Origin of the sequence: Moritella sp., from assembly GCF_013215705.1 — a bacterium.
In the GTDB taxonomy this organism is placed as follows: domain Bacteria; phylum Pseudomonadota; class Gammaproteobacteria; order Enterobacterales; family Moritellaceae; genus Moritella.
This window is the reverse complement of sequence record NZ_JABSQR010000008.1, coordinates 162980-182713: the sequence shown is the minus strand read 5'-3', so window position 1 is coordinate 182713 and position 19734 is coordinate 162980. Positions and strand designations below refer to the sequence as shown.

Below are 19734 nucleotides of genomic sequence, written 5' to 3'. Positions count from 1 at the left end.
AATTGTAGTAATTTAAAGCTCCATTTACTGAATGGAGCTTTTTTTTTGGCTGTAACTTTGTTAAATTTCACCTTTCCCTTCTTGGAGTTCACAATGAAATCTTATTGGTATAAAGAACCTTGGTTCTGGTTCGTGGTTTTCTTCCCTGTATTGTCTGTGGTTGCTGGCACTTCGACTTTTATTATCTTTCAAAATAATCAACCAGATATGGTCTCTGATGATTACTATAAAGATGGTAAAAAGATCAACCAAGACTTAACTAAATACCACACAGCTTTAGCGCGTAATATTACTTTCAACCTTAAATTTGAAGATGGATTTGCCGTGTTTACACCAGCAACAGGTGATATGGTAGAAAATGAAGCGCTTAATATTTCATTTTTCCATGTTACGTTGGCAAAACATGATATTTCAGTGCTGGCAACAGCGTCGGGTGACGGAAGTTACCGCGTAGAAATACCTGGAGATATGCTACAAGGTAAATGGCGTGTGCGGGCAGAATCTTTTGATGGCAAATGGCGCATTCAAGAATACGTTAAATATCCAAATACTTCAGTAATTAAGTTAGACGGCGAGCAAGATTAATGTCAAACGGTACTAATTGTTATCACTGTGGCGAAGGTGTTTTAGCTGCAGATAAAAATAAATATAAAGTATACATCGCGCCTGAAGAACGTGACATGTGTTGTCCAGGTTGTATGTCTGTCGCTGAAATGATTGTCGGCTCCGGTTTAAGTTCGTATTATGCACACAGAACTGATTTATCACCGACAGCAAAGCAATTAGTACCGGATGAATTATTACGATTAGAAATATATGATGATAATGAAATTCAAGATGAGTTTGTTTATCAAGACGGCGAAATAAAAGAAATAACCCTCACCGTTGAAGGTCTTAGTTGTGCGGCCTGTGCTTGGTTAATTGAACGAAGCTTTCGCAGTACCAAAGGTATCCATTTCATTAACGTCAATGCGACAAGTAATCGTATATCGATTAAATGGATAGCTGAACAAATCAAACTAAGTGATATATTAAAACAAATTAATAACTTAGGTTACAGTGCATCGCCTTTTCAAGCCGACCAGCATGAACTGATGTACAACAAGCAACTTAAATCTTATTTCAGACGCTTGGGGTTAGCAGGGTTAGCGACAATGCAGGTGATGATGTTTGCTGTTGCGCTCTACTCTACTTGGTTTAGCGATATGGAAGAGATGTACCGCCAACTTTTCCGCTGGGTAAGTTTAATTGTTGCCACACCAGTACTTCTTTATTCCGCACAACCTTTCTATTCTAACGCGCTGCGTAATTTACGTACCCGAACCCTTGGTATGGATGTACCGGTGTCGATCGCGTTGCTCGGCGCTTACACCGCCTCTGCTTATGCAACCATGACGGGCACAGGTGAAGTTTATTTTGAATCAATTTCGATGTTCACTTTTTTCTTATTATTTGGCCGCTATTTAGAGTTAAGGGCACGAAAGAAAACATCAGAACTCAGTGCCAATATGGCAAAACTTATACCCAACATGGCATTACGTGTTAGTGAAGATAAGAGCGAACAACTGATTCCAACCAAACAACTTAATATTAATGACCACGTTATTGTTAAAAGTGGCGAAGTGATCCCCTGTGACGGCATTATTACGAATGGCGAAACAAGTGTGGACGAATCGATGCTTACTGGTGAATTTTTACCTATTGTTAAATCAGTTGCTAGTGATATCTACACAGGTAGTCTCAATGTCGAACAAACAATTACGATATGCGTAACTAAAACACACAAGCATAATTTGATTTCAGAAATTATTCGTTTACAAAATACAGCGCAGTCATCAAAGCCGAAGATTGCTATTTTGGCCGATAAAATATCACGTTATTTTGTGCTCACGTTATTAATCATATCCGTTGGTACTTACTTGTTCTGGTTAGGCCATGATCCCGACAAAGCCTTTTGGATCACCTTGTCTGTCCTTGTTGCAACCTGCCCTTGCGCATTATCATTGGCGACGCCAACAGCACTTACTTGTGCAACCAGCTTCTTGTCGCAGCGTGGGATCTTAATCCGTAAAGAGCACGTACTTGAATCGCTCACCAAAGTTGATGAAATCGCATTTGATAAAACAGGTACGTTAACCAAAGGTGTATTCACCCTTACCAATATAAAATCGGACAGTGGAATGTCAGAGGATGAACTGTTACGTACTGCAGTGTCATTAGAACAGCATTCAACGCATCCCATTGCGTCTGCGTTTAAATCAAACAGAGATAAAATTCAATTTGATAAAACAGAAAATCACATTGGTTTAGGTATTTCAGGATGGATTGGTGATGATAGTTATAAAATTGGCTCTGCTAAATTTACACAACAAATCAGCACAGAATCCGATGGTAAAGACATCGTTGTTTATTTAACAAAGAACAGTCAACTGATCGCACGTTTTTATATTCAAGATGAGATGCGTGATAATGTTGCGACGACTTTAGATTATATCGCTGAATCAGGCTTAACGGTTACGTTACTCACTGGCGACAATGAAAACAATACCGATAAAGTAACCGAAGGCTTGGCAATTACCAATAAGAAAACAAGCCAATCACCAGAAAGTAAACTTGCCTACATCAATCAACAACAAGCACAAGGAAAATTAATGCTGATGGTTGGCGATGGGGTTAACGATGCGCCAGTGCTCAGTGCTGCGACAGTATCTGTTGCCATGGGCGAAGGTTCTGATTTAGCTAAAAATAGTGCTGACGTGGTGTTATTAACTACAGATTTTATCGCAATGAAATATATGCTGGCTACTGCGACAAAAACATATAAAATAATCAAACAAAACTTAATGTGGGCGCTTGGGTATAATTCATTAATTTTACCGTTAGCAATCTCAGGTAATGTACCACCGTACATTGCAGTGATTGGTATGTCACTTAGCTCACTGCTCGTCATAGGTAATTCATTGAGGTTGTTGAAGTAATGGAAATTATTTTCATGTTAATTCCGATAGCGATGATTTTCGTTGCTATTGCCGTTGCTATCTTTTTTTGGGCTGTTAAGTCAGATCAATTCGAAGATTTAGAACGTGAAGGCAGTAATATCTTGTTTGACGATGATGATAATAATAACGAATCACCGGTTGTTAAATCTGTAACCAAACATGATAACTAGTCTAATTGCGGCGTTTATGATCGGGATATTAGGTGCTGGCCATTGTATTGCTATGTGTGGCGGTATCTCAGGCGCTATTGCACATGCCAGCAAACAAACGACAGACGCTAATACCCTCGCCCCGCTTTTTTATAATTTAGGACGAATCAGTAGTTATACACTGATTGGGGCTATCGTCGGGTTCACTGCGCAAATTGGATTAAATTTTGGCGCAGGTTATGATTTATTACTGATCTTACGCTTTGTTTCGGGTATTACATTAATACTGATTGGTTTATACATTGCACAACTCAATTCAGCGATTCTCCAACTCGAAAAAGTAGGTCGTTTAATCTGGCGCTACATTCAGCCACTTGCACGCCGATTTTTACCCTTAAAAACACCTTATCATGCCTTTCCTTTAGGCTTTTTATGGGGTTGGTTACCCTGTGGTTTAGTGTATTCTGCATTGACACTGGCTTTATCTAGCGGGTCTACATTAAATTCGGCATTAATTATGTTCGCATTCGGCTTAGGCACCTTCCCTATTATGTTCTTGGTTGGTAGATTATCAAGTGAATTCAACAAGTTAATACAGAATTCAAAATTTAAAAAGTTTAGTGGTTTATTACTGGTTTTGTTCGGTTTACATGTTATTTACATAGCTTTAGTACAATTAAGTGCTTCTGGTATATAAATTTGTTACAATATTGATATATATCAAAAGAGTTTATTGGAATTATGGCCTTAGATAAGAAGATACCAACACGAACTACTGCTTCGAAGAGTGAAATCCACTGTCAGAACTGCAGCATCAGTCAACTTTGCATACCATATTCTTTGAATGATTCAGAGCTAGATTCACTCGACCAAATTATTGAACGCAAAAAGCCTTTTCAAAAAAATGACGAGATTTTTAAAGCTGGAGATAAAGTTAAAGCACTTTATGCTATCCGTTCAGGTTCTGTTAAATCATATACAATTACTGAGCAAGGTGATGAACAAATCACAGGCTTCCATCTAGCCGGTGATTTAATCGGCTTTGATGCATTAAGCACAGGTGTGCACCCAAGTTTTTCACAAGCACTTGAAACATCGATGGTGTGTGAAATTCCGTATGACACCCTTGATGAACTGATTGGTAAAATGCCAATGTTACGTCGTCAAGTGATGCGCTTAATGAGTGGCGAGATCGCTGCAGACCAAGAAATGATCTTATTGTTAAGCAAGAAGAATGCCGAACAGCGTCTCGCTGCTTTCTTAAATAATCTTTCGATGCGTTTCTCTGAACGTGGCTTCTCTGCTAAAGAATTCCGTTTAACCATGACGCGTGGTGATATTGGCAATTATTTAGGCCTTACTGTTGAAACTATTAGTCGCTTACTCGGTCGTTTTCAAACAAGCGAAATGATTGAAGTAAAGGGTAAGTACATCAGCATTATCGATCGTGAAAGCCTTGCAGTGCTTGCAGGTAAAAAAGAAGCTTAAGCGAGTCACCTTTTAGTTAACCGCCCTTGAGTCAAAATGTTAACTCACGGGCTTAACAAAAAAGCAGCGCATTTATGGCATCTATCACAAATTGGGATATAGTTAGGTAAGTAACATTGTTGATTATGTATAATCAATATAATAAACATATACTTAATCTATATTCAATTTGTTATCAAGGTGTCTTATGAATAAATACAAAAATATTCTAGTGGTTGCAGATCCAGTAAACACACCACAAATCGCATTATCCCGTGCTTTGTATCTTGCTTCTCAACAAGATAATGTTTCTATTTCTCTTCTCCTTGTTATCTATGACCTTTCTTATGAGTTAACCTCTCTTTTTTCGAGTAATGAACGTCAGTCTATGCAAGACGCGATTGTTTTCGAAGAGAAGAAATCATTTACCAGACAATTAGAACAAGATTATCCAGGTATCAATATAAAGTTAAAGCTGATTTGGCATAAGCGTCCATTCGAATCAATATTAGAAGAAGCGAAGCTGAATAATCATGATTTAATTGTTAAAAGCACTCACGCTCATAATAAATTAAGTGCTGTAGTGTTTACGCCAACTGATTGGCATTTATTACGTAAAAGTCTTTGTCCCGTGTTATTAGTAAAAGATCATGAGTGGCCAATCGATGGCAATATTGTCGCGGCAATTCAGGTGCTTGAAAGCTCGAGCTTAAGTTCAGAAGATGATTATTCAATTAACGAGCGGATCACACAAGAAGCACTGCAGTTAAAAGAATTGTTGAATGCAAATATACACTTAGCTAACGCATACCCAAGTACGCCTGAGCATATCTCAATAGAAATCCCCAATTTTGATGCTGTTGCCTATAATCAAGAAATCGAAGAGCATCACAAAACAGCCATGTATAAACACGCAGAAAAATTTAACGTCGCTAAAGAAAATGTGCATATACAATCAGGGGCTCCAGAAGATGTTATCGCTAATATTGTTCAAGAAGTCGATGCCGAATTGGTCATTCTCGGGGCTCCAACGCGTAATGGGTTTTCTGCTTTCCTCATTGGCAATACGGCAGAAATGGTGATTGATTCAATTAACTGTGATCTTTTGGCGTTAAAATAATTCACGAATATGCGTTTACAAATTTAAGCTAACGCTATGCTCTGACTCCCGAACTTGCTTTTCAGGCTTGCTTGGGTATACTGCGCTGCTTACAGCAATATTTATCCTGAGTGTCCCAATGAATCCTGAAAATCTTACCGTTTTAGAAAAAAAACAATTTGCTAAATTGAACAAAAAATTGCGCCATGAAACAGGTAAAGCAATCATTGATTATAATATGATTGAAGATGGTGACAGAGTCATGGTTTGTTTATCTGGTGGTGCTGACAGTTATACAATGCTAGACATTCTGATTCAATTACAAGCAGCGGCCCCAATCAGTTTTGATATTATTGCGGTGAACTTGGATCAAAAGCAACCGGGTTTCCCTGAAGATATTCTACCCCGCTACCTTGAAAATCTGGGTATTGAATACAAGATTGTTCAGAAAGATACTTACAGCATCGTTAAAGACAAGATCCCAGAAGGCAAAACAACGTGTAGTCTTTGCTCTCGTTTACGTCGTGGTATTCTTTATAACGCAGCCGTCGAACTACGCGCGACCAAACTTGCACTTGGTCATCATGCTGACGATATCGTTGAAACATTATTCTTGAATATGTTTTTCGGCGCCAAAATGAAAACAATGCCGCCAAAACTGATTTCGGATGATAAACGTAACATTGTTATTCGTCCTCTGGCATATTGTCGCGAAGCCGATATTAAAGCTTACTCCGCATTTAAAGCATTCCCGATTATTCCTTGTAACCTTTGTGGTTCACAAGAAAATCTACAACGCCAAGCCGTCAAAAAAATGTTAGCACAATGGGATGAAACAAATCCAGGGCGAGTAAATAATTGTTTCAACTCGATCCGTAACATTGTACCAAGTCACCTTGCCGATCTTAAAGCGTTTGATTTTGTGAACATGGATCTAGAACGTGCTGATGAATTAACAGAATTCGATACTGCATTTGATAATGAAATTGATGTCATACCGACTGCACAATCTAAGTCAGGTGTTGAGAATTTCGATCCAACTGAAATGGTTACTATTGTCGAATTATAAAAACGGCAGAAGTTAAGAATAAAGTTAGTATTTTAAATAGAAAAGCACTGCGTTAATGCAGTGCTTTTTTTTCTTAAATTTCAGTTAACGGTACGATGCGTAGCGGCTGTTTACTGAATTTTATTCCAGCAATTTTATCGCGAATAATTTCGTCCTGCGATAATGAAATTTGTTTGCCGCTTTTAAATAAATGTCCACTGGTAGTGTAAGCATCTACAGTCTCATCAAAAATAAACTGTACGCCCACCGTTGCTGGTAAATTCATTCGGCCAAAGTAACCTGCCATATTGCCTAAAAACAAATCAAACTCTTCAATTTGCTTCACTAAAGATAAAGTTGAATATTCAGCAGTATTATTTTCTGTTGTCATAATTTGAAACGCAAGGTCACATGACGCTGTATCGGTCACGTTCACGTGCAGTTTTGCTTTATTGTCACGTAAGTCTTTATCGAATGGGAGCAGCAGCTCAGAGTCAGCACCAATTTCGACATCCGTAATAGCGCCTTCGAAATTAATAAATGCATTTTCAATCTGGCAATGTTTACCAGTCTGACTATTATTAAGAAAAACGCCTATTTTGGTATTAACATATTGTTCTTTTTTACTATTTTTTATTCGATTATAAAAACCATCATAACCAACGACTAATTCTTGGGCGCTTAAAGAAGGGACAAGGAGACTTGAAAGAAGCACCACTTTAATGAAATGGTTATTGAACATGATCTGATCCTTAATAAATAAGTAAAGGGCTAACTAAAACGAAAAGTTATATGACTTTGATTATACCTAACATCAGTCATAAATTAGAGTACATATTCCGCCTTTATTGACTTTTAAAGTTTTAAAAATGACCTGAACGTGTTTTAAATTCATTATTTTTATTGAAGTGTAAATTTATGCTTCATTTCTGTGAACTATAGCATTAGAATTCACGCAAATTGCTCATCTTATTAGATTAGATGTACCTCTTATTATTTAGGTTTATTGATGCTTAATAAAAATCAGAACTCAATCATTAGACTTGCTAACGCAAAAAAGTCATTTGATAACAAACTTATTATTAATGACTTAACATTAGATATTTACGATGGCGAATTCGTTACCATTTTAGGCCCTTCTGGTTGTGGTAAAACAACCGTATTACGTGTACTTGCAGGTTTAGAAACGCTAGACAGTGGTGATGTATATCTGGAAAATAAATGCATTACTCATGTACCCGCCGAAAAACGTAATACCAATACTGTATTTCAAGGCTATGCACTGTTTCCTCACATGACGGTGTTTGAAAATATAGCCTTTGGTTTACGCATGAAAAAAATTGCGGCATCAGAAATCACACAACGCGTAAACGATATTCTCGCTATCGTCAAGTTAACTGATTTTAAAGATCGCCAGCCAGGTCAACTTTCAGGTGGTCAACAGCAACGTGTGGCAATTGCACGCGCTGTGATTAACCAGCCAAAAGTACTGTTATTAGATGAATCGTTAAGCGCATTAGATTATAAGCTACGTAAAGAAATGCAGAACGAGCTTAAAATGTTGCAACGAAAGTTAAACATTACGTTTATATTCGTTACGCACGATCAAGAAGAAGCATTAACAATGTCTGATCGTATTATTGTAATGAACAACGGGAATGTTGCACAAATAGGTACACCACGAGAAATTTATGAAACACCGATTAACTTATTCGTGGCTAAGTTTATTGGTGAAATTAATATCTTCCCTGGCGTTATTGAATCATGCCTAGGTGATAATAAATACATTGCCAATGTGCATGGCTGCCAGTATACGATTTCAACAGAATTATCGTTAGATCTCGATCAGCACGTCAATATTCTATTACGCCCCGAAGATCTAAGAATTAAAGAAATAGACGCTAAAGCGACGTCGGCACAGATTACTGGGCATATTGTCGAACGGAATTATAAAGGAATGACACTGGATTCGGTTATCCGCTTAGATTCAGGTGAAAGAGTACAAATCAGTGAATTTTTTGACGAAGATGATCCAGATTTTGATCATAGTCTCGGACAAAAAGTGGCGGTTTCCTGGGTTGAAAGCTGGGAGGTTATCTTAACAAATGAATAATTCGTCGCTTTTTAAGCGTTTCTCTATTGGACTGTTACTTGTTTGGTTGAGCGTCTTCGTCTTAGTGCCTAATTTAATGATTATCGTCACCAGTTTTTTAACGCGTGATGATGCAAACTTAATTAGTTTAACGTTTACGTTAGACAACTATGTGCGTTTATTTGATCCCTTGTACTTTAAAGTATTACGTCATTCTGTATACATGGCGAGTATAGCAACGTTTGTCTGCTTAATTATTGGCTACCCTTTTGCTTATACGATAGCCAAATTGCCTAAAAAAATAAGACCGGTGTTGTTGTTCTTAATTATCGTACCGTTTTGGACCAATTCATTAATTAGAACATATGGCATTAAGATTTTATTAGCCAAAAAGGGGCTACTCAATGCTTTATTACTCAATTTACATATTATTGATAAACCGTTAAAGCTGATGTACACCGAATTTGCCGTCATTTTTGCCTTGGTGTATATATTACTGCCATTTATGATTTTACCTTTGTATTCTAGTATTGAAAAAATAGATAAAAACTTGATTGAAGCCGCGAAAGATCTTGGTGCATCCAAGTTTACTACTTTTTTAAAAGTGGAATTACCTTTGACTATGCCGGGTATTATCGCTGGTATGCTATTGGTATTTTTACCTGCGATGGGGATGTTTTATATCGCCGATCTGGTCGGTGGTGCTAAAAACTTATTGATTGGTAATGTCATCAAAACACAATTTTTGAATATTCGAGATTGGCCGTTTGGTTCTGCCGCGAGTATTACCTTAACGGTGTTCATGGCTGGGTTACTATTTTTCTATTATAAGGTAGGTAAATCGATTAAAAACAGAGGTAACAATGCTTAAACGTCATATTTCCAAAGTCTTGTTATTATTCGTATATATCTACTTGTATACTCCCATCTTTATTTTGATCGGAAATTCGTTTAATGGTTCTAAATACGGCTTAAAATGGAAGGGGTTCACGACAAAGTGGTACGAGCTACTCTGGAACAACGATACATTACTCCAAGCGGCATTTAACTCGATTACCATCGCTGTTTTTGCATCATCCATTGCCGTTGTTATTGGTACGTTGGGCGCTGTGGCTTTATTTAAGCATCAGTTTAAAGGGAAAAAATTTATATCTGGGCTACTCTTTGTGGTAATGATGTCTCCTGATATTGTGATGGCGATTTCATTGTTAGCTTTATTTATTATTCTTGGTTTAGACCTTGGTTTTGTTACCTTACTTATCGCTCACATCACCTTTTGCATCCCGTTTGTTGTGATCACAGTTTACAGTCGTTTAAGTAATTTTGATAATGCAATATTAGACGCCGGTAAAGATTTAGGCGCAAGCGAAGCAACCATTTTTAGACGTATTATTTTACCGATTGCAAAACCAGCTATTATTGCGAGTTGGTTATTGTCATTTACCTTATCGCTTGATGATGTAATTGTGAGTTCGTTCGTGACGGGCCCTAGTTTTGAAGTACTGCCATTGAAGATATATTCAATGGTTAAAGTTGGCGTTTCGCCAGAAGTTAATGCATTAGCGACGGTCATGATTTTAATATCAATTTCGTTTGTTATTGCCGCTGCTCTTATTAATAAAGGTGAAAAGTAGATCCACTAGAATCGCTTTAACTTGTTATGCAGCCTTGTGCTGCTGTTGTTTACTATTCAATAAAAGAAGATGTCAAATTACTATGTTTAAATCGACCGTAAAGTGTATCGCCGCTGCCCTACTCTTTAGTAGCTCAGCTTACGCAACGACCATTAATTTCTATAACTGGTCTGAATATATTCCGCCAGGTCTGTTATCTCGATTTACAGAGGAGACCGGTATCAAAGTTGTTTACTCGACATATGAATCAAACGAGTCTATGTACGCTAAATTAAAAACGTATGATAAGAATGGTTATGACTTGGTAGTACCTTCAACTTATTTCATTAGTAAAATGACAAAAGAAGGTATGCTTCAAGAAATCGATCATAACAAGCTAACTAATTTTGATAACCTCGAACCGTCTTTGTTAAACAAAGAATACGATTTAGGTAACCGTTATAGTATTCCATATATCTGGGGCGCTACGGGTATTGGTGTTAACACTGCAAATATTGAACTATCGTCAGTAACAAGCTGGAAAGACTTGTGGGATCCAAAATGGGAAGGTCAGTTATTATTAACCGATGACGCTCGTGAAATATTCCATATGGCACTAAAAATACAAGGTCATTCAGCTAATACACAAGACAAAGAAGAATTAGCACAAGCATATGAGTTATTAAAAAAGCTTATGCCTAACGTGCTTGTATTTAACTCAGACACACCTGCTAACCCTTATATTGCTGGTGAAGTAGAGTTTGGTATGATTTGGAATGGCAGCACGTACATGGCGCAACAAGAAGATAGCGACATTACAATGGTATATCCAAAAGAAGGTGCTGTATTTTGGATGGATAGCTTAGCGATTCCTAAGAATGCGAAGAACGTTGATGCCGTACACAAGCTCATTGACTTTTTGTTACGTCCAGAAGTTGCAGCAGAAGTTGCTTTAGAGATTGGTTACCCAACACCCAACAAAGCAGCTAAAAAATTACTACCAAAAGAGTTTACTGAAAATAAGATCGTGTTTCCAGATGCAGAAACAATTGCAAACGGTGAGTTCCATTCTGATGTTGGCGAAGCGAGTATTATATACGAACGTTATTACGAAAAATTAAAAGCACAAAACCTATAAGGTTAGCCGCTAATTAACGTGAGTGTTGGATATTAAAAAGGTGCATAGAAGATGCACCTTTTTATTATCCATTATATAAGATTACAATCGTTCGTTTAGAAGAACTGTTTATCGCGAGCCATTAACTCTTCTACCAATTCTCTCACTTCATCTGTTGCTTTTCCTACACGATGCTCTCTAAAGTTATCCGAGATATGAGTCGCATCAAGGTTTATTTCAATTGTGTGTGCACATACTTTATTGGCTTCATTAACAAAATCAGCCGCTGGGTAAACCGAGCCAGATGTACCGATAGCGATAAAAAGATCAGCCGTGCTTAGCGCTTTATAAATATCGTTCATAAATAACGGTATTTCATTAAACCAAACCACATGTGGACGAAGGTTACCTTGTTCGTTACAACATGGACATTTCAATGATTTATTTAACTGCTTGTATGGGAATAATTTTTGTGTTTTTTCACAGCGCGCTTTGACTAACTCGCCATGCATATGAATAATGTCTTTTGCTCCGCCTCGCTCATGTAAATTATCAATATTCTGAGTAACAATAGTGACATTACCGGAATAATTTTTTTGCAATTCTGCGAGTGCTACATGCGCGTCATTCGGTTGAATGCTGGGCAAAGACAATTGATTAAATCTTTGATTATAGAAACTATAAACTAACTCAGGATCTCTACGGTAACCTTCCAGAGTGGCAATGTCATCAATGTGATGCTTAGCCCATAAACCATCACTTGCACGGAATGTTTCAATCCCTGATTCAGCTGAAATACCAGAACCGGTGAGGATGACTATGTTGTTATAGGTGTCAAACATTTAACTTCTCTTTGTTATAAAACTTGTGTTAACCATACCATTATTGTGCTTTTGTGGCACGATGAAATAATCATTTGAGATGATTTATTTGTGTAATGTGATACGGATTTAGAACTTACTATTCAAATGATTATAATGAATTACGTGACCAGCTGTTACATCTTCGACGCAAGATTAATGAAAGACGAGACGTGTATTCTAAGCATTAAATCGGTAGTAAAAGTCTGCTCACTATTACTACCGAAATAACCATTTTAAAATTCTTATTTCTTTTTAGCTACGTTTTTTTTAACACGGCGATTAGTTACTTTTTTTGTATGTGGCTTAACTACTGCCACTTTTCCAACTACTTCTGTTACTACAGGTTTAACGATAACGGGAGTCACTTGAGTAGTAATTTCAGTCACTGCCTCCGTCACTTTTTCAACTGCTGTCGTGATTTCAGCAGTGACTGTTGCAGGTTTATTTGTTACCGCTAGCTCGACTTTTCCAATGACTTCCTCTGTAGCCGTTACATTTTGTTGTTCTGTTTTAGCATCTGCAAGTGCAATTTCAATTTGTTCTATTTTATCAATAATGTTATCGAAAGTATTAGCATCAATATGCGTTAAATTTGAAACTGCACTTTGAACTTTACCTTGTAAAGCATTAGTCGCATTTTGACTAGCCGATGCTAATTTATCTTTTTGAAATGAGATAGTCTTTGTCGTATCAGCCTCTAACTTGCGGCCACGTTCGACTAATTCGTCAAAAATAGAATGGCTTTTAGTCATAGTGTTAGATGCAGATTCATAACCTTTATCATAGGCTCCTAAACCTGCTAACCAGATATTACGTGTAATTTGATCTTTGGCAGACCATGCTTGTTTTGCTGCAGTGATTACTTTAGACATAAAAAACCCTTTTAAAGCCGTTAATTCAATGTAAATTTTGTTACTCACATATTATCGAGGTAAATTAGAAGATACATTCCAAAGTTTTAGATCCATAAGCCAGCTCGCACTGTTAAAATAATTTGTTGATTAACCCTATATTAATAAGTTTCAATTAAATTAAAAATATCCAACAATTTAGCTAACAAATTAACTTAAATAGAACTAAAATAAGTGTCCTTTTGTATTTCCCAGAATATAACTATGCCCACTCAAACCCATAAACTGCAAATAAACTTTATTATTAAACTTGGCCTTGCATTACATCGTTGTGGTGCGACAAGTTACAGAATTGAAAACCATTTGTTGAATTTGGCAAAATTCTGGAATATTGAGGCAAGTTTTCTTGTAACACCCACTGCTTTTACCTTCATATTTTCTAGTAATCCAGATGATCAACGCACACATATTGCACGTGTTCAGCCCTCTGAAAATGATCTGGGGAAATTGGCTGTTATTGACGAAATCGTCGAGAAAGTTGTTGATTCACAGGTGACTCTCGATGAAGCTATCGAATTGTTAATCGAAGCAAAGCAACAACCGGGTTTTTATGGCGTTAAAACAGAAGCGCTAGGCTGGTGTGTAACAGGCGGTGCGTTTGCTATGTTATTATCATCGTCAAGTTTAGATATCATCAGTTCGTTCTTATTTTCATTTCTGGTGTTTATATTATATAAATTATCAGCTCACTCTCTCCGTTTAGCGTCTGTTGTGGAGTTTTTTGCGCCGTTTATTTCCGCTATCCTAGCCTGTTTCGTCGCAAGCCTCGGCATACACATCAATGTACCTTTTGTGATTTTATCTTCGGTTATTATTTTCATTCCCGGGCTTGCACTCACAGTGGCATTAAGTGAAATCGTAAATAAAGATCTTGTATCTGGTACATCAAAGCTAGTTGATGCAACGATGCTGTTGTTCAAACTGTATTTCGGTGCATTACTCGGTATTACATTAGGGAACCTGATATGGACAATCGATCCACTGATGTTAGATATGAGTTATTCACTACCTGACTGGAAAAACTATATTGCAGTTGTTGCGCTCTCAACAGGACTTGTTGTTGCTTTTAATGTGCACAAGTCAGATATGATTTGGGGTATTGCGGCGGGTCTGATTGCATATATAGTCAGTACCTTTGCCGCACAATATTTAGGATTTACACTGGGTACTTTTGTGGGTTCGTTTACTGTTGGTCTTTTCAGTAATATCTATGCCATTGTTAAAAACAGACCCGCATCGATTGTATTACTTCAAGGCATTGTATTGTTAGTTCCTGGTAGCCGTACATACATGGACTTGAACACTTACATCTCGGGACATCAAATTTTAAATAACATTAATGACAGCGGTTTTGTATTTATGATCTTTATCGCAATCCTCGCTGGTATGATCCTAGCGAATGCCGTGTTACCTGCGAAAAAGAGTTTGTAATATCATCAAGCTACCTTAATAACTGTATATACATCCAGATACTCATGTTATCATTACGGCATGAGTATTTTTTTATAGTTAAGTCATGGCCAAAACTCCAAAAATAAAAATAAGTTTCCTCTGTTCCGAATGTGGCGCTAACTTCCCTCGTTGGCAAGGCCAGTGTAACGCTTGTAAAGCATGGAATACATTAGCTGAATTCAAAGAAGCAACATTACCTAGCCAACAACGAACAATTGCATCTCAAGGTGGTTACGCCGGTACAATCGGCAATACTGTTAAAAAGATGTCAGAAGTATCGCATGTCGAATTAAACAAAATTAATACACAAATTGGTGAATTAGACCGTGTGCTTGGTAATGGCCTTACCGTCGGCTCTATTGTATTGATTTCTGGTGATCCTGGTGCAGGAAAAACGACAATATTGACACAGCTCGCTGCAAATATTAGTAAGCAAATGGTTTCAATGTACTGCACTGCGGAAGAAAGCTTAGAACAGTTCAAAAGCCGCGCGATAGAACGCTTGAAAATTGATTTTATTGAAGACAACTTTCTTCTCATGTCTGAATATATCGTTTCGAATATTATGGAACGAGCACTCGAATCAAAAGTTAAATTTTTAATTATCGATTCCATTCAAGCGCTAGAAAGTGAACATTGTAATGGTAGTGCCGGTTCAGTCAGCCAAGTGAAAGGCTGTGCACAAGAGCTTAGTCGATTTGCGAAACAACACGGCATTACGCTAATCATTGTTGGTCATGTGACAAAAGGCAGTGACTTAGCCGGTCCTAAAACACTTGAACATATTGTTGATACCCTACTCCACATTGAAGTTAACGACAGTATTATTCGTACTATTCGCGCGAGTAAAAACCGTTTTGGCGATGTTGACCAAGTTGGTATTTTCCAAATGCACAGTAAAGGTATGCTGTCTGTTGATAATCCAAGTAAATTGTTCTTGTCTGGTGCTGACGAGAAAGTAGCTGGCTCTGCGATTACTTGCATACGTGATGGCAATCGTAATTTGTTGCTTGAAGTACAGTGCTTAGTTTCGGAATGTGAAGCTGAAAATCAACAACGTGTCAGTATTGGTCTTAGTTTCAACCGTTTGAAGATGATAACAGCCGTTCTACGTAAACACGGCCGGATTAAACTCTTCCATGATATTTATGTTAACTTGGTCGGCGGTTTAAAATTACCTGAAACAGACACGAGTGCTGATTTGGCCATTGCGGCGTCACTTATTAGTTCACTGAATGATATAGAAATGTCTCGTAAACATTGTTTTATGGGGGAAATATCACTGAGTGGTGAAGTTAGACCGATTAATGGTGGTGTTCCTCGTGTAAACGAAGCGATCAAACACGGTTTTGAAGTTATCTATATCCCTAAAGCTAACTATCATAAGTCGATGGAAAGTAATGGCGCTAAGATAATTCAGATCGAAAAGATTAGTGATCTGTTAGAAGCGCTTAATTAACTTAGTTTGCTAGGAAATCATTGAAATTGAATGTTTAGATAATGGTCCGTCTAAGTGTTTAATTTAAAGTAAGATGTTTTTAGCAATATCAAAAACATCTGCATGATGGTCTAAGTAAGCTAGAGTGAATTATCTAATAAGCCTTAAAATACAGCGTAATTAAAGGGGCAATTAAGCCCCTTTAATGTTTTTACAACCACAACTTGTTTGAGCGGTTATAATTTAAACATGATGATATGGTCTTCTAAATCACCTGCTTGTGACTCGGCAACCGCTTTACCACGAATCGAATAACCTAACTTATGCATCTCTGATTGACTGCCCGTGAGTAATGGATGCCATTCCGGTATGTCACGCCCTTCTAAGAGACGCTTGTAAGCACATGTTTCTGGAAGCCAATGGAATGCATCAATATCATCGAGTGTGACTTTAAAACAATCAGAAACGTACTTAAATCGCTTTTCATATTTTTTACAGCGACATGTTTTAGTGTTTAATAATTCGCAAGCTACATTGGTGAAATGAATTTCTTCTGATTCATCTTCAATGATCTTATGTAAACAACACTTACCACATCCATCACAGAGTGATTCCCACTCTGAATCTGTCATTTTAGCGAGTGTTTTAGTCTGCCAAAATTTTTCTACCATGTAATTAATCTCTAAATGAACTCGCAGCCGAATTTATAACGGTTTGTAAGTGTTAATGCAAGCTTATCGCCTGAATTAAGTACCCCTACCCCTGCGGGCGTGCCTGTTAATACAATATCACCGGGTAACAAGGTAAAACATGCCGTAATTTCAGTCAGCAATGACTCAATAGAACGCATCATATTAGCAGTACATCCCTGCTGCCTTAGCTGATCATTGACGGACAACGTGAAATCAAGGTTATTCACATTTCCAAACTCTGCAAGTGGGATAAATGGAGTAACCGGACAAGCATTATCAAACGCTTTAGCCCTTTCCCAAGGATGACCTTGGGTTTTAAGCGATGATTGCAAGTCACGTAAAGTAAGATCAAGCCCTAAACCAACCCCCCAAATTAACTCAGAAAGTACAATTGATGTTCCTTTCGTTATTGGTGACTTAATTAATAGTGCCACTTCTAACTCATTGTGGCACTCCCCTAAATCAACTGGAAGTTGCAACGGCTTATCGAGTGCAACTAATGAGGTTGAAGGTTTAATGAAAAGTAATGCTTGCTCGGGTACGTCATTACCAAGTTCACGGATGTGATCAAGGTAGTTACGACCTATACAAACAACTTTACCAACTGGCAGTGCGAGTTGCTTATTATCTATGGTTTGGTGTTCATAAAGAGAATCAATCATTTCAGTCCCTGAATTTGATAGCATCTGATAAGTGTGCGACGGATGTTGCAAAATAGTCTGAACGGTTCCAACGCATTATGCTTTTATAATTGTTGTAAGCTAAATAGATACGACCATTTTCACCATCGGGCATGATCAGTGACGCATCAAGAACAACGTTTGGTAATGATTCACCTTCAAATGTTCTTATACCTAACGCTTGCCATTCTGGTAGCGTCTTGGTCAGTTTTAATCCTGAAATCTTAGCATCATAGCCTTTTGGCAGTGTTACTTGTCGACCCCAAGTATGAGTATCGTCCCACTTTGCTTGTTTAAGATAGTTTGCAGCAGAAGCCAGTGCGTCAGCTCTGCTGTTCCAGATATCTTTTTTACCGTCGTTATTATAATCAACAGCATATGCATTAAAGGATGTTGGCATGAATTGAACCTGACCCATAGCGCCGGCCCAAGAACCTTTCATATTTTCGGTGGTAATATGACCTTCATCAATAATTTTTAAGGCCGCAAAAAATTCCTTCTTAAAAAAGGTTTCGCGTCTGCCATCATAAGCAAGGGTAGCCAATGCGGAAAGTGTCGAAAAGTTGCCCGTATAATTACCAAAGTTAGTTTCAACACCCCATAAAGCTACAATAAAGCGTGGTTGTACACCATAGTCTTTACCTATGCGCTTTAATAATTCGATATTCTGGTCGTATAACCTACGTGCTTTCGCTATTTTCCACTCAGGCACGGCTCTGGGAATGTATGCATCGAGCGTGATTTTTTGACGCTCTGGTTGCGCTTTATCATGCACAATGGTTTTTTTACGGTATTGGATAGAAGCAAACGCGTCATCAAGCGTATCCGAACTCAATCCAAGTGTTTCTGACTCTGTACGTAAGGTAGATAAATACTCATCAAATGTCGGTTTAGCTGATACAACTGATGAACTTAAAACGAATAATACTAATCCTGCTAATTTCATTTTATCTCCTTATAACGACGTTCAAATAGTATTTCGTCTATTTATTATTATCACGCCATTTTTTATATTCTACTAAATGATCGATTGGTGGTGGCGGCATTTGCAGATAAAACCCTTCCGATGTTAAATTTGCTAATACATTTTTTGTATTAGCAAAAGCCAACGTTCGTTTTTCTGTCAAATTCATCGTCACAACTAACTTAGGTTGACCGAACATTTCCAATAAAGTTTCTGGAACTTGGCTAAAATCTTCACGACGAGATATAAATAAATACATCCCTTCTTTTTTATTTGTCTTATAAATTGAACAAAGCATTGTTTTTCTCTTAAGTTATGAACTTGCCTATTTTACGAGTAAAATATAACATGGCATAATGATTTATCTAAGTGCTATAACGATAAATGCTAAAACAGGCATAAAAACTAAGCAACCAGGAAAAAATGATGGTAGAACAGTCGATAAAATTTAAAGGGACAAGTTTTACACTTTCGGTGATTCATATTGAAAATGATGCGGCTATGGCTAATCTGCACACCTTTATTGCCGACAAAGTAGGCCAAGCACCCGCATTTTTTAAATCTGCTCCCGTGGTGGTTAATGTTGCCAACCTTGTTGAAAATATCGATTTTAAGGCCATTCAACAAATTATCACCCAAAATGGGATGAACCTCGTTGGTATCGAAGGTTGCCAGACTGCGGAACAAAAACTCGCAGTTCGAGAGTCAGGACTTTCGGTTATTTCAAATACGGCTAAAAATACAGCGACTAAATTAGTGCCGGCTGCAGATATAAAACCAGAAGTTCAGACGGTCATTGTTGAAAAATTGATAACAAAGACCATAGTTCATAAAGGACAGATACGTTCAGGTCAACAAGTTTACGCTCAGAATGCTTCATTAACAGTACTCGGTAATATAAGTGCTGGAGCAGAAGTGATCGCAGACGGTTCAATTCATATCTATGGCGCATTACGTGGCAGAGCAATAGCGGGCGCTAAAGGTGATGAAAGTGCACAAATATTTTGTAATAAATTAGACCCTGAGTTACTGTCCATAAATGGTACTTACATTTTAAGTGATGCAGTCCAGGCTGAATTCATAAATACTCAAGCACAAATTAATTGTATCAATAACAAATTAGAAATTACAAAGTTCGATTAAATTCAAG

The 19734-nt window shown here is 37.5% G+C and carries 21 protein-coding genes; 14 read left to right on the top strand and 7 right to left on the bottom strand.

Features of this window, described 5'->3' with window-relative positions; genetic code table 11:
• Nucleotides 1-93: 93 nt before the first annotated feature.
• The 7 genes from HRT96_RS06695 to ttcA all read left to right on the top strand — a co-directional run bounded on the left by HRT96_RS06695 (nucleotide 94) and on the right by ttcA (nucleotide 6783).
• Complete coding sequence (locus HRT96_RS06695) at nucleotides 94-585, top strand: FixH family protein (RefSeq protein WP_293154037.1); 492 nt, start codon at nucleotides 94-96, stop codon at nucleotides 583-585.
• Nucleotides 585-2978: a heavy metal translocating P-type ATPase gene (locus HRT96_RS06690; protein WP_293154034.1), complete on the top strand. Its 2394-nt coding sequence runs from the start codon at nucleotides 585-587 to the stop codon at nucleotides 2976-2978. The genes HRT96_RS06695 and HRT96_RS06690 overlap by 1 nt, the downstream gene beginning before the upstream one ends.
• The gene (ccoS, locus tag HRT96_RS06685) at nucleotides 2978-3169 is read left to right on the top strand and encodes a cbb3-type cytochrome oxidase assembly protein CcoS (RefSeq protein WP_293154031.1); all 192 of its coding nucleotides are present in this window, start codon (nucleotides 2978-2980) and stop codon (nucleotides 3167-3169) included. The genes HRT96_RS06690 and ccoS overlap by 1 nt, the downstream gene beginning before the upstream one ends.
• Entirely contained in the window at nucleotides 3159-3845 is a 687-nt protein-coding gene (locus HRT96_RS06680; RefSeq protein ID WP_293154028.1) for a sulfite exporter TauE/SafE family protein, read from the top strand. The genes ccoS and HRT96_RS06680 overlap by 11 nt, the downstream gene beginning before the upstream one ends.
• Nucleotides 3846-3889: 44 nt before the next feature.
• Complete coding sequence (locus HRT96_RS06675) at nucleotides 3890-4636, top strand: FNR family transcription factor (protein WP_293154025.1); 747 nt, start codon at nucleotides 3890-3892, stop codon at nucleotides 4634-4636.
• A 187-nt stretch (nucleotides 4637-4823) separates the two neighbouring features.
• Nucleotides 4824-5735 (top strand): universal stress protein UspE, encoded by a 912-nt coding sequence (gene uspE / locus HRT96_RS06670; RefSeq protein WP_293154022.1) that lies wholly within the window; start codon nucleotides 4824-4826, stop codon nucleotides 5733-5735.
• A gap of 118 nt (nucleotides 5736-5853) precedes the next feature.
• The gene (gene ttcA, locus HRT96_RS06665; RefSeq protein ID WP_293154019.1) at nucleotides 5854-6783 is read left to right on the top strand and encodes a tRNA 2-thiocytidine(32) synthetase TtcA; all 930 of its coding nucleotides are present in this window, start codon (nucleotides 5854-5856) and stop codon (nucleotides 6781-6783) included.
• Nucleotides 6784-6856: 73 nt separating this feature from the next.
• Here ttcA and HRT96_RS06660 read toward each other — a convergent pair whose 3' ends face one another.
• Entirely contained in the window at nucleotides 6857-7504 is a 648-nt protein-coding gene (locus tag HRT96_RS06660; RefSeq protein ID WP_293154017.1) for a DUF2987 domain-containing protein, read from the bottom strand.
• Nucleotides 7505-7771: 267 nt separating this feature from the next.
• On the opposite strand from HRT96_RS06660, the gene potA reads away from it, so the two are divergent.
• The 4 genes from potA (at nucleotide 7772) to HRT96_RS06640 (ending at nucleotide 11605) form a co-directional block, all read left to right on the top strand.
• Nucleotides 7772-8875 (top strand): spermidine/putrescine ABC transporter ATP-binding protein PotA, encoded by a 1104-nt coding sequence (gene potA, locus HRT96_RS06655; RefSeq protein ID WP_293154015.1) that lies wholly within the window; start codon nucleotides 7772-7774, stop codon nucleotides 8873-8875.
• The gene (gene potB / locus HRT96_RS06650) at nucleotides 8868-9725 is read left to right on the top strand and encodes a spermidine/putrescine ABC transporter permease PotB (RefSeq protein WP_293154013.1); all 858 of its coding nucleotides are present in this window, start codon (nucleotides 8868-8870) and stop codon (nucleotides 9723-9725) included. Before potA ends, potB begins: the two co-directional genes overlap by 8 nt.
• Nucleotides 9718-10488, top strand: coding sequence for a spermidine/putrescine ABC transporter permease PotC (gene potC, locus HRT96_RS06645; RefSeq protein WP_293154011.1), 771 nt, complete (start codon nucleotides 9718-9720; stop codon nucleotides 10486-10488). The genes potB and potC overlap by 8 nt, the downstream gene beginning before the upstream one ends.
• 82 nt (nucleotides 10489-10570) lie before the next feature.
• A complete protein-coding gene (locus HRT96_RS06640) occupies nucleotides 10571-11605 on the top strand; it encodes an extracellular solute-binding protein (RefSeq protein WP_293154009.1) in 1035 nt (344 codons plus the stop codon).
• 95 nt (nucleotides 11606-11700) lie between these two features.
• Here HRT96_RS06640 and cobB read toward each other — a convergent pair whose 3' ends face one another.
• Both cobB and HRT96_RS06630 read right to left on the bottom strand, forming a co-directional pair.
• Nucleotides 11701-12426 carry a Sir2 family NAD+-dependent deacetylase gene (gene cobB, locus HRT96_RS06635; protein WP_293154007.1) on the bottom strand — a complete coding sequence of 242 codons (726 nt, stop codon included), beginning with the start codon at nucleotides 12424-12426 and terminating at the stop codon, nucleotides 11701-11703.
• A 263-nt stretch (nucleotides 12427-12689) separates the two neighbouring features.
• The gene (locus HRT96_RS06630; protein ID WP_293154005.1) at nucleotides 12690-13319 is read right to left on the bottom strand and encodes a phasin family protein; all 630 of its coding nucleotides are present in this window, start codon (nucleotides 13317-13319) and stop codon (nucleotides 12690-12692) included.
• 243 nt (nucleotides 13320-13562) lie between these two features.
• Between HRT96_RS06630 and HRT96_RS06625 the strand changes: the two genes are divergently transcribed.
• A complete protein-coding gene (locus tag HRT96_RS06625; protein WP_293154003.1) occupies nucleotides 13563-14789 on the top strand; it encodes a threonine/serine exporter family protein in 1227 nt (408 codons plus the stop codon).
• Between the two features lie 85 nt (nucleotides 14790-14874).
• Nucleotides 14875-16269 carry a DNA repair protein RadA gene (radA, locus tag HRT96_RS06620; RefSeq protein ID WP_293154001.1) on the top strand — a complete coding sequence of 465 codons (1395 nt, stop codon included), beginning with the start codon at nucleotides 14875-14877 and terminating at the stop codon, nucleotides 16267-16269.
• A 215-nt stretch (nucleotides 16270-16484) separates the two neighbouring features.
• Here the strand turns inward: radA and HRT96_RS06615 are convergent, their stop codons facing one another.
• Genes HRT96_RS06615 through HRT96_RS06600 form a run of 4 tightly spaced genes read right to left on the bottom strand, consistent with a single transcriptional unit; the run spans nucleotide 16485 to nucleotide 18882 of the window.
• Nucleotides 16485-16919 (bottom strand): YcgN family cysteine cluster protein, encoded by a 435-nt coding sequence (locus tag HRT96_RS06615; RefSeq protein WP_006034116.1) that lies wholly within the window; start codon nucleotides 16917-16919, stop codon nucleotides 16485-16487.
• An 11-nt stretch (nucleotides 16920-16930) separates the two neighbouring features.
• On the bottom strand, nucleotides 16931-17602 hold the full coding sequence (locus HRT96_RS06610; RefSeq protein ID WP_293153999.1) for a fumarylacetoacetate hydrolase family protein: 672 nt from the start codon (nucleotides 17600-17602) through the stop codon (nucleotides 16931-16933).
• A 1-nt stretch (nucleotide 17603) separates the two neighbouring features.
• On the bottom strand, nucleotides 17604-18566 hold the full coding sequence (locus tag HRT96_RS06605; RefSeq protein WP_293153997.1) for a lytic transglycosylase domain-containing protein: 963 nt from the start codon (nucleotides 18564-18566) through the stop codon (nucleotides 17604-17606).
• Between the two features lie 37 nt (nucleotides 18567-18603).
• Entirely contained in the window at nucleotides 18604-18882 is a 279-nt protein-coding gene (locus tag HRT96_RS06600; RefSeq protein ID WP_293153996.1) for a YcgL domain-containing protein, read from the bottom strand.
• A 125-nt stretch (nucleotides 18883-19007) separates the two neighbouring features.
• On the opposite strand from HRT96_RS06600, the gene minC reads away from it, so the two are divergent.
• Nucleotides 19008-19727, top strand: a complete 720-nt coding sequence (minC, locus tag HRT96_RS06595; protein ID WP_293153994.1) for a septum site-determining protein MinC — start codon at nucleotides 19008-19010, stop codon at nucleotides 19725-19727.
• The last annotated feature ends 7 nt before the right edge of the window (nucleotides 19728-19734 follow it).

Excerpts from the sequence above, each read along its gene's own strand:
- HRT96_RS06695 (WP_293154037.1), top strand. The coding sequence starts at position 94 with ATGAAATCTTATTGGTATAAAGAACCTTGGTTCTGGTTCGTGGTTTTC.
- HRT96_RS06690 (WP_293154034.1), top strand. The coding sequence starts at position 585 with ATGTCAAACGGTACTAATTGTTATCACTGTGGCGAAGGTGTTTTAGCT.
- ccoS (WP_293154031.1), top strand. The coding sequence starts at position 2,978 with ATGGAAATTATTTTCATGTTAATTCCGATAGCGATGATTTTCGTTGCT.
- HRT96_RS06680 (WP_293154028.1), top strand. The coding sequence starts at position 3,159 with ATGATAACTAGTCTAATTGCGGCGTTTATGATCGGGATATTAGGTGCT.
- HRT96_RS06675 (WP_293154025.1), top strand. The coding sequence starts at position 3,890 with ATGGCCTTAGATAAGAAGATACCAACACGAACTACTGCTTCGAAGAGT.
- uspE (WP_293154022.1), top strand. The coding sequence starts at position 4,824 with ATGAATAAATACAAAAATATTCTAGTGGTTGCAGATCCAGTAAACACA.
- ttcA (WP_293154019.1), top strand. The coding sequence starts at position 5,854 with ATGAATCCTGAAAATCTTACCGTTTTAGAAAAAAAACAATTTGCTAAA.
- HRT96_RS06660 (WP_293154017.1), bottom strand. The coding sequence starts at position 7,504 with ATGTTCAATAACCATTTCATTAAAGTGGTGCTTCTTTCAAGTCTCCTT.
- potA (WP_293154015.1), top strand. The coding sequence starts at position 7,772 with ATGCTTAATAAAAATCAGAACTCAATCATTAGACTTGCTAACGCAAAA.
- potB (WP_293154013.1), top strand. The coding sequence starts at position 8,868 with ATGAATAATTCGTCGCTTTTTAAGCGTTTCTCTATTGGACTGTTACTT.
- potC (WP_293154011.1), top strand. The coding sequence starts at position 9,718 with ATGCTTAAACGTCATATTTCCAAAGTCTTGTTATTATTCGTATATATC.
- HRT96_RS06640 (WP_293154009.1), top strand. The coding sequence starts at position 10,571 with ATGTTTAAATCGACCGTAAAGTGTATCGCCGCTGCCCTACTCTTTAGT.
- cobB (WP_293154007.1), bottom strand. The coding sequence starts at position 12,426 with ATGTTTGACACCTATAACAACATAGTCATCCTCACCGGTTCTGGTATT.
- HRT96_RS06630 (WP_293154005.1), bottom strand. The coding sequence starts at position 13,319 with ATGTCTAAAGTAATCACTGCAGCAAAACAAGCATGGTCTGCCAAAGAT.
- HRT96_RS06625 (WP_293154003.1), top strand. The coding sequence starts at position 13,563 with ATGCCCACTCAAACCCATAAACTGCAAATAAACTTTATTATTAAACTT.
- radA (WP_293154001.1), top strand. The coding sequence starts at position 14,875 with ATGGCCAAAACTCCAAAAATAAAAATAAGTTTCCTCTGTTCCGAATGT.
- HRT96_RS06615 (WP_006034116.1), bottom strand. The coding sequence starts at position 16,919 with ATGGTAGAAAAATTTTGGCAGACTAAAACACTCGCTAAAATGACAGAT.
- HRT96_RS06610 (WP_293153999.1), bottom strand. The coding sequence starts at position 17,602 with ATGATTGATTCTCTTTATGAACACCAAACCATAGATAATAAGCAACTC.
- HRT96_RS06605 (WP_293153997.1), bottom strand. The coding sequence starts at position 18,566 with ATGAAATTAGCAGGATTAGTATTATTCGTTTTAAGTTCATCAGTTGTA.
- HRT96_RS06600 (WP_293153996.1), bottom strand. The coding sequence starts at position 18,882 with ATGCTTTGTTCAATTTATAAGACAAATAAAAAAGAAGGGATGTATTTA.
- minC (WP_293153994.1), top strand. The coding sequence starts at position 19,008 with ATGATGGTAGAACAGTCGATAAAATTTAAAGGGACAAGTTTTACACTT.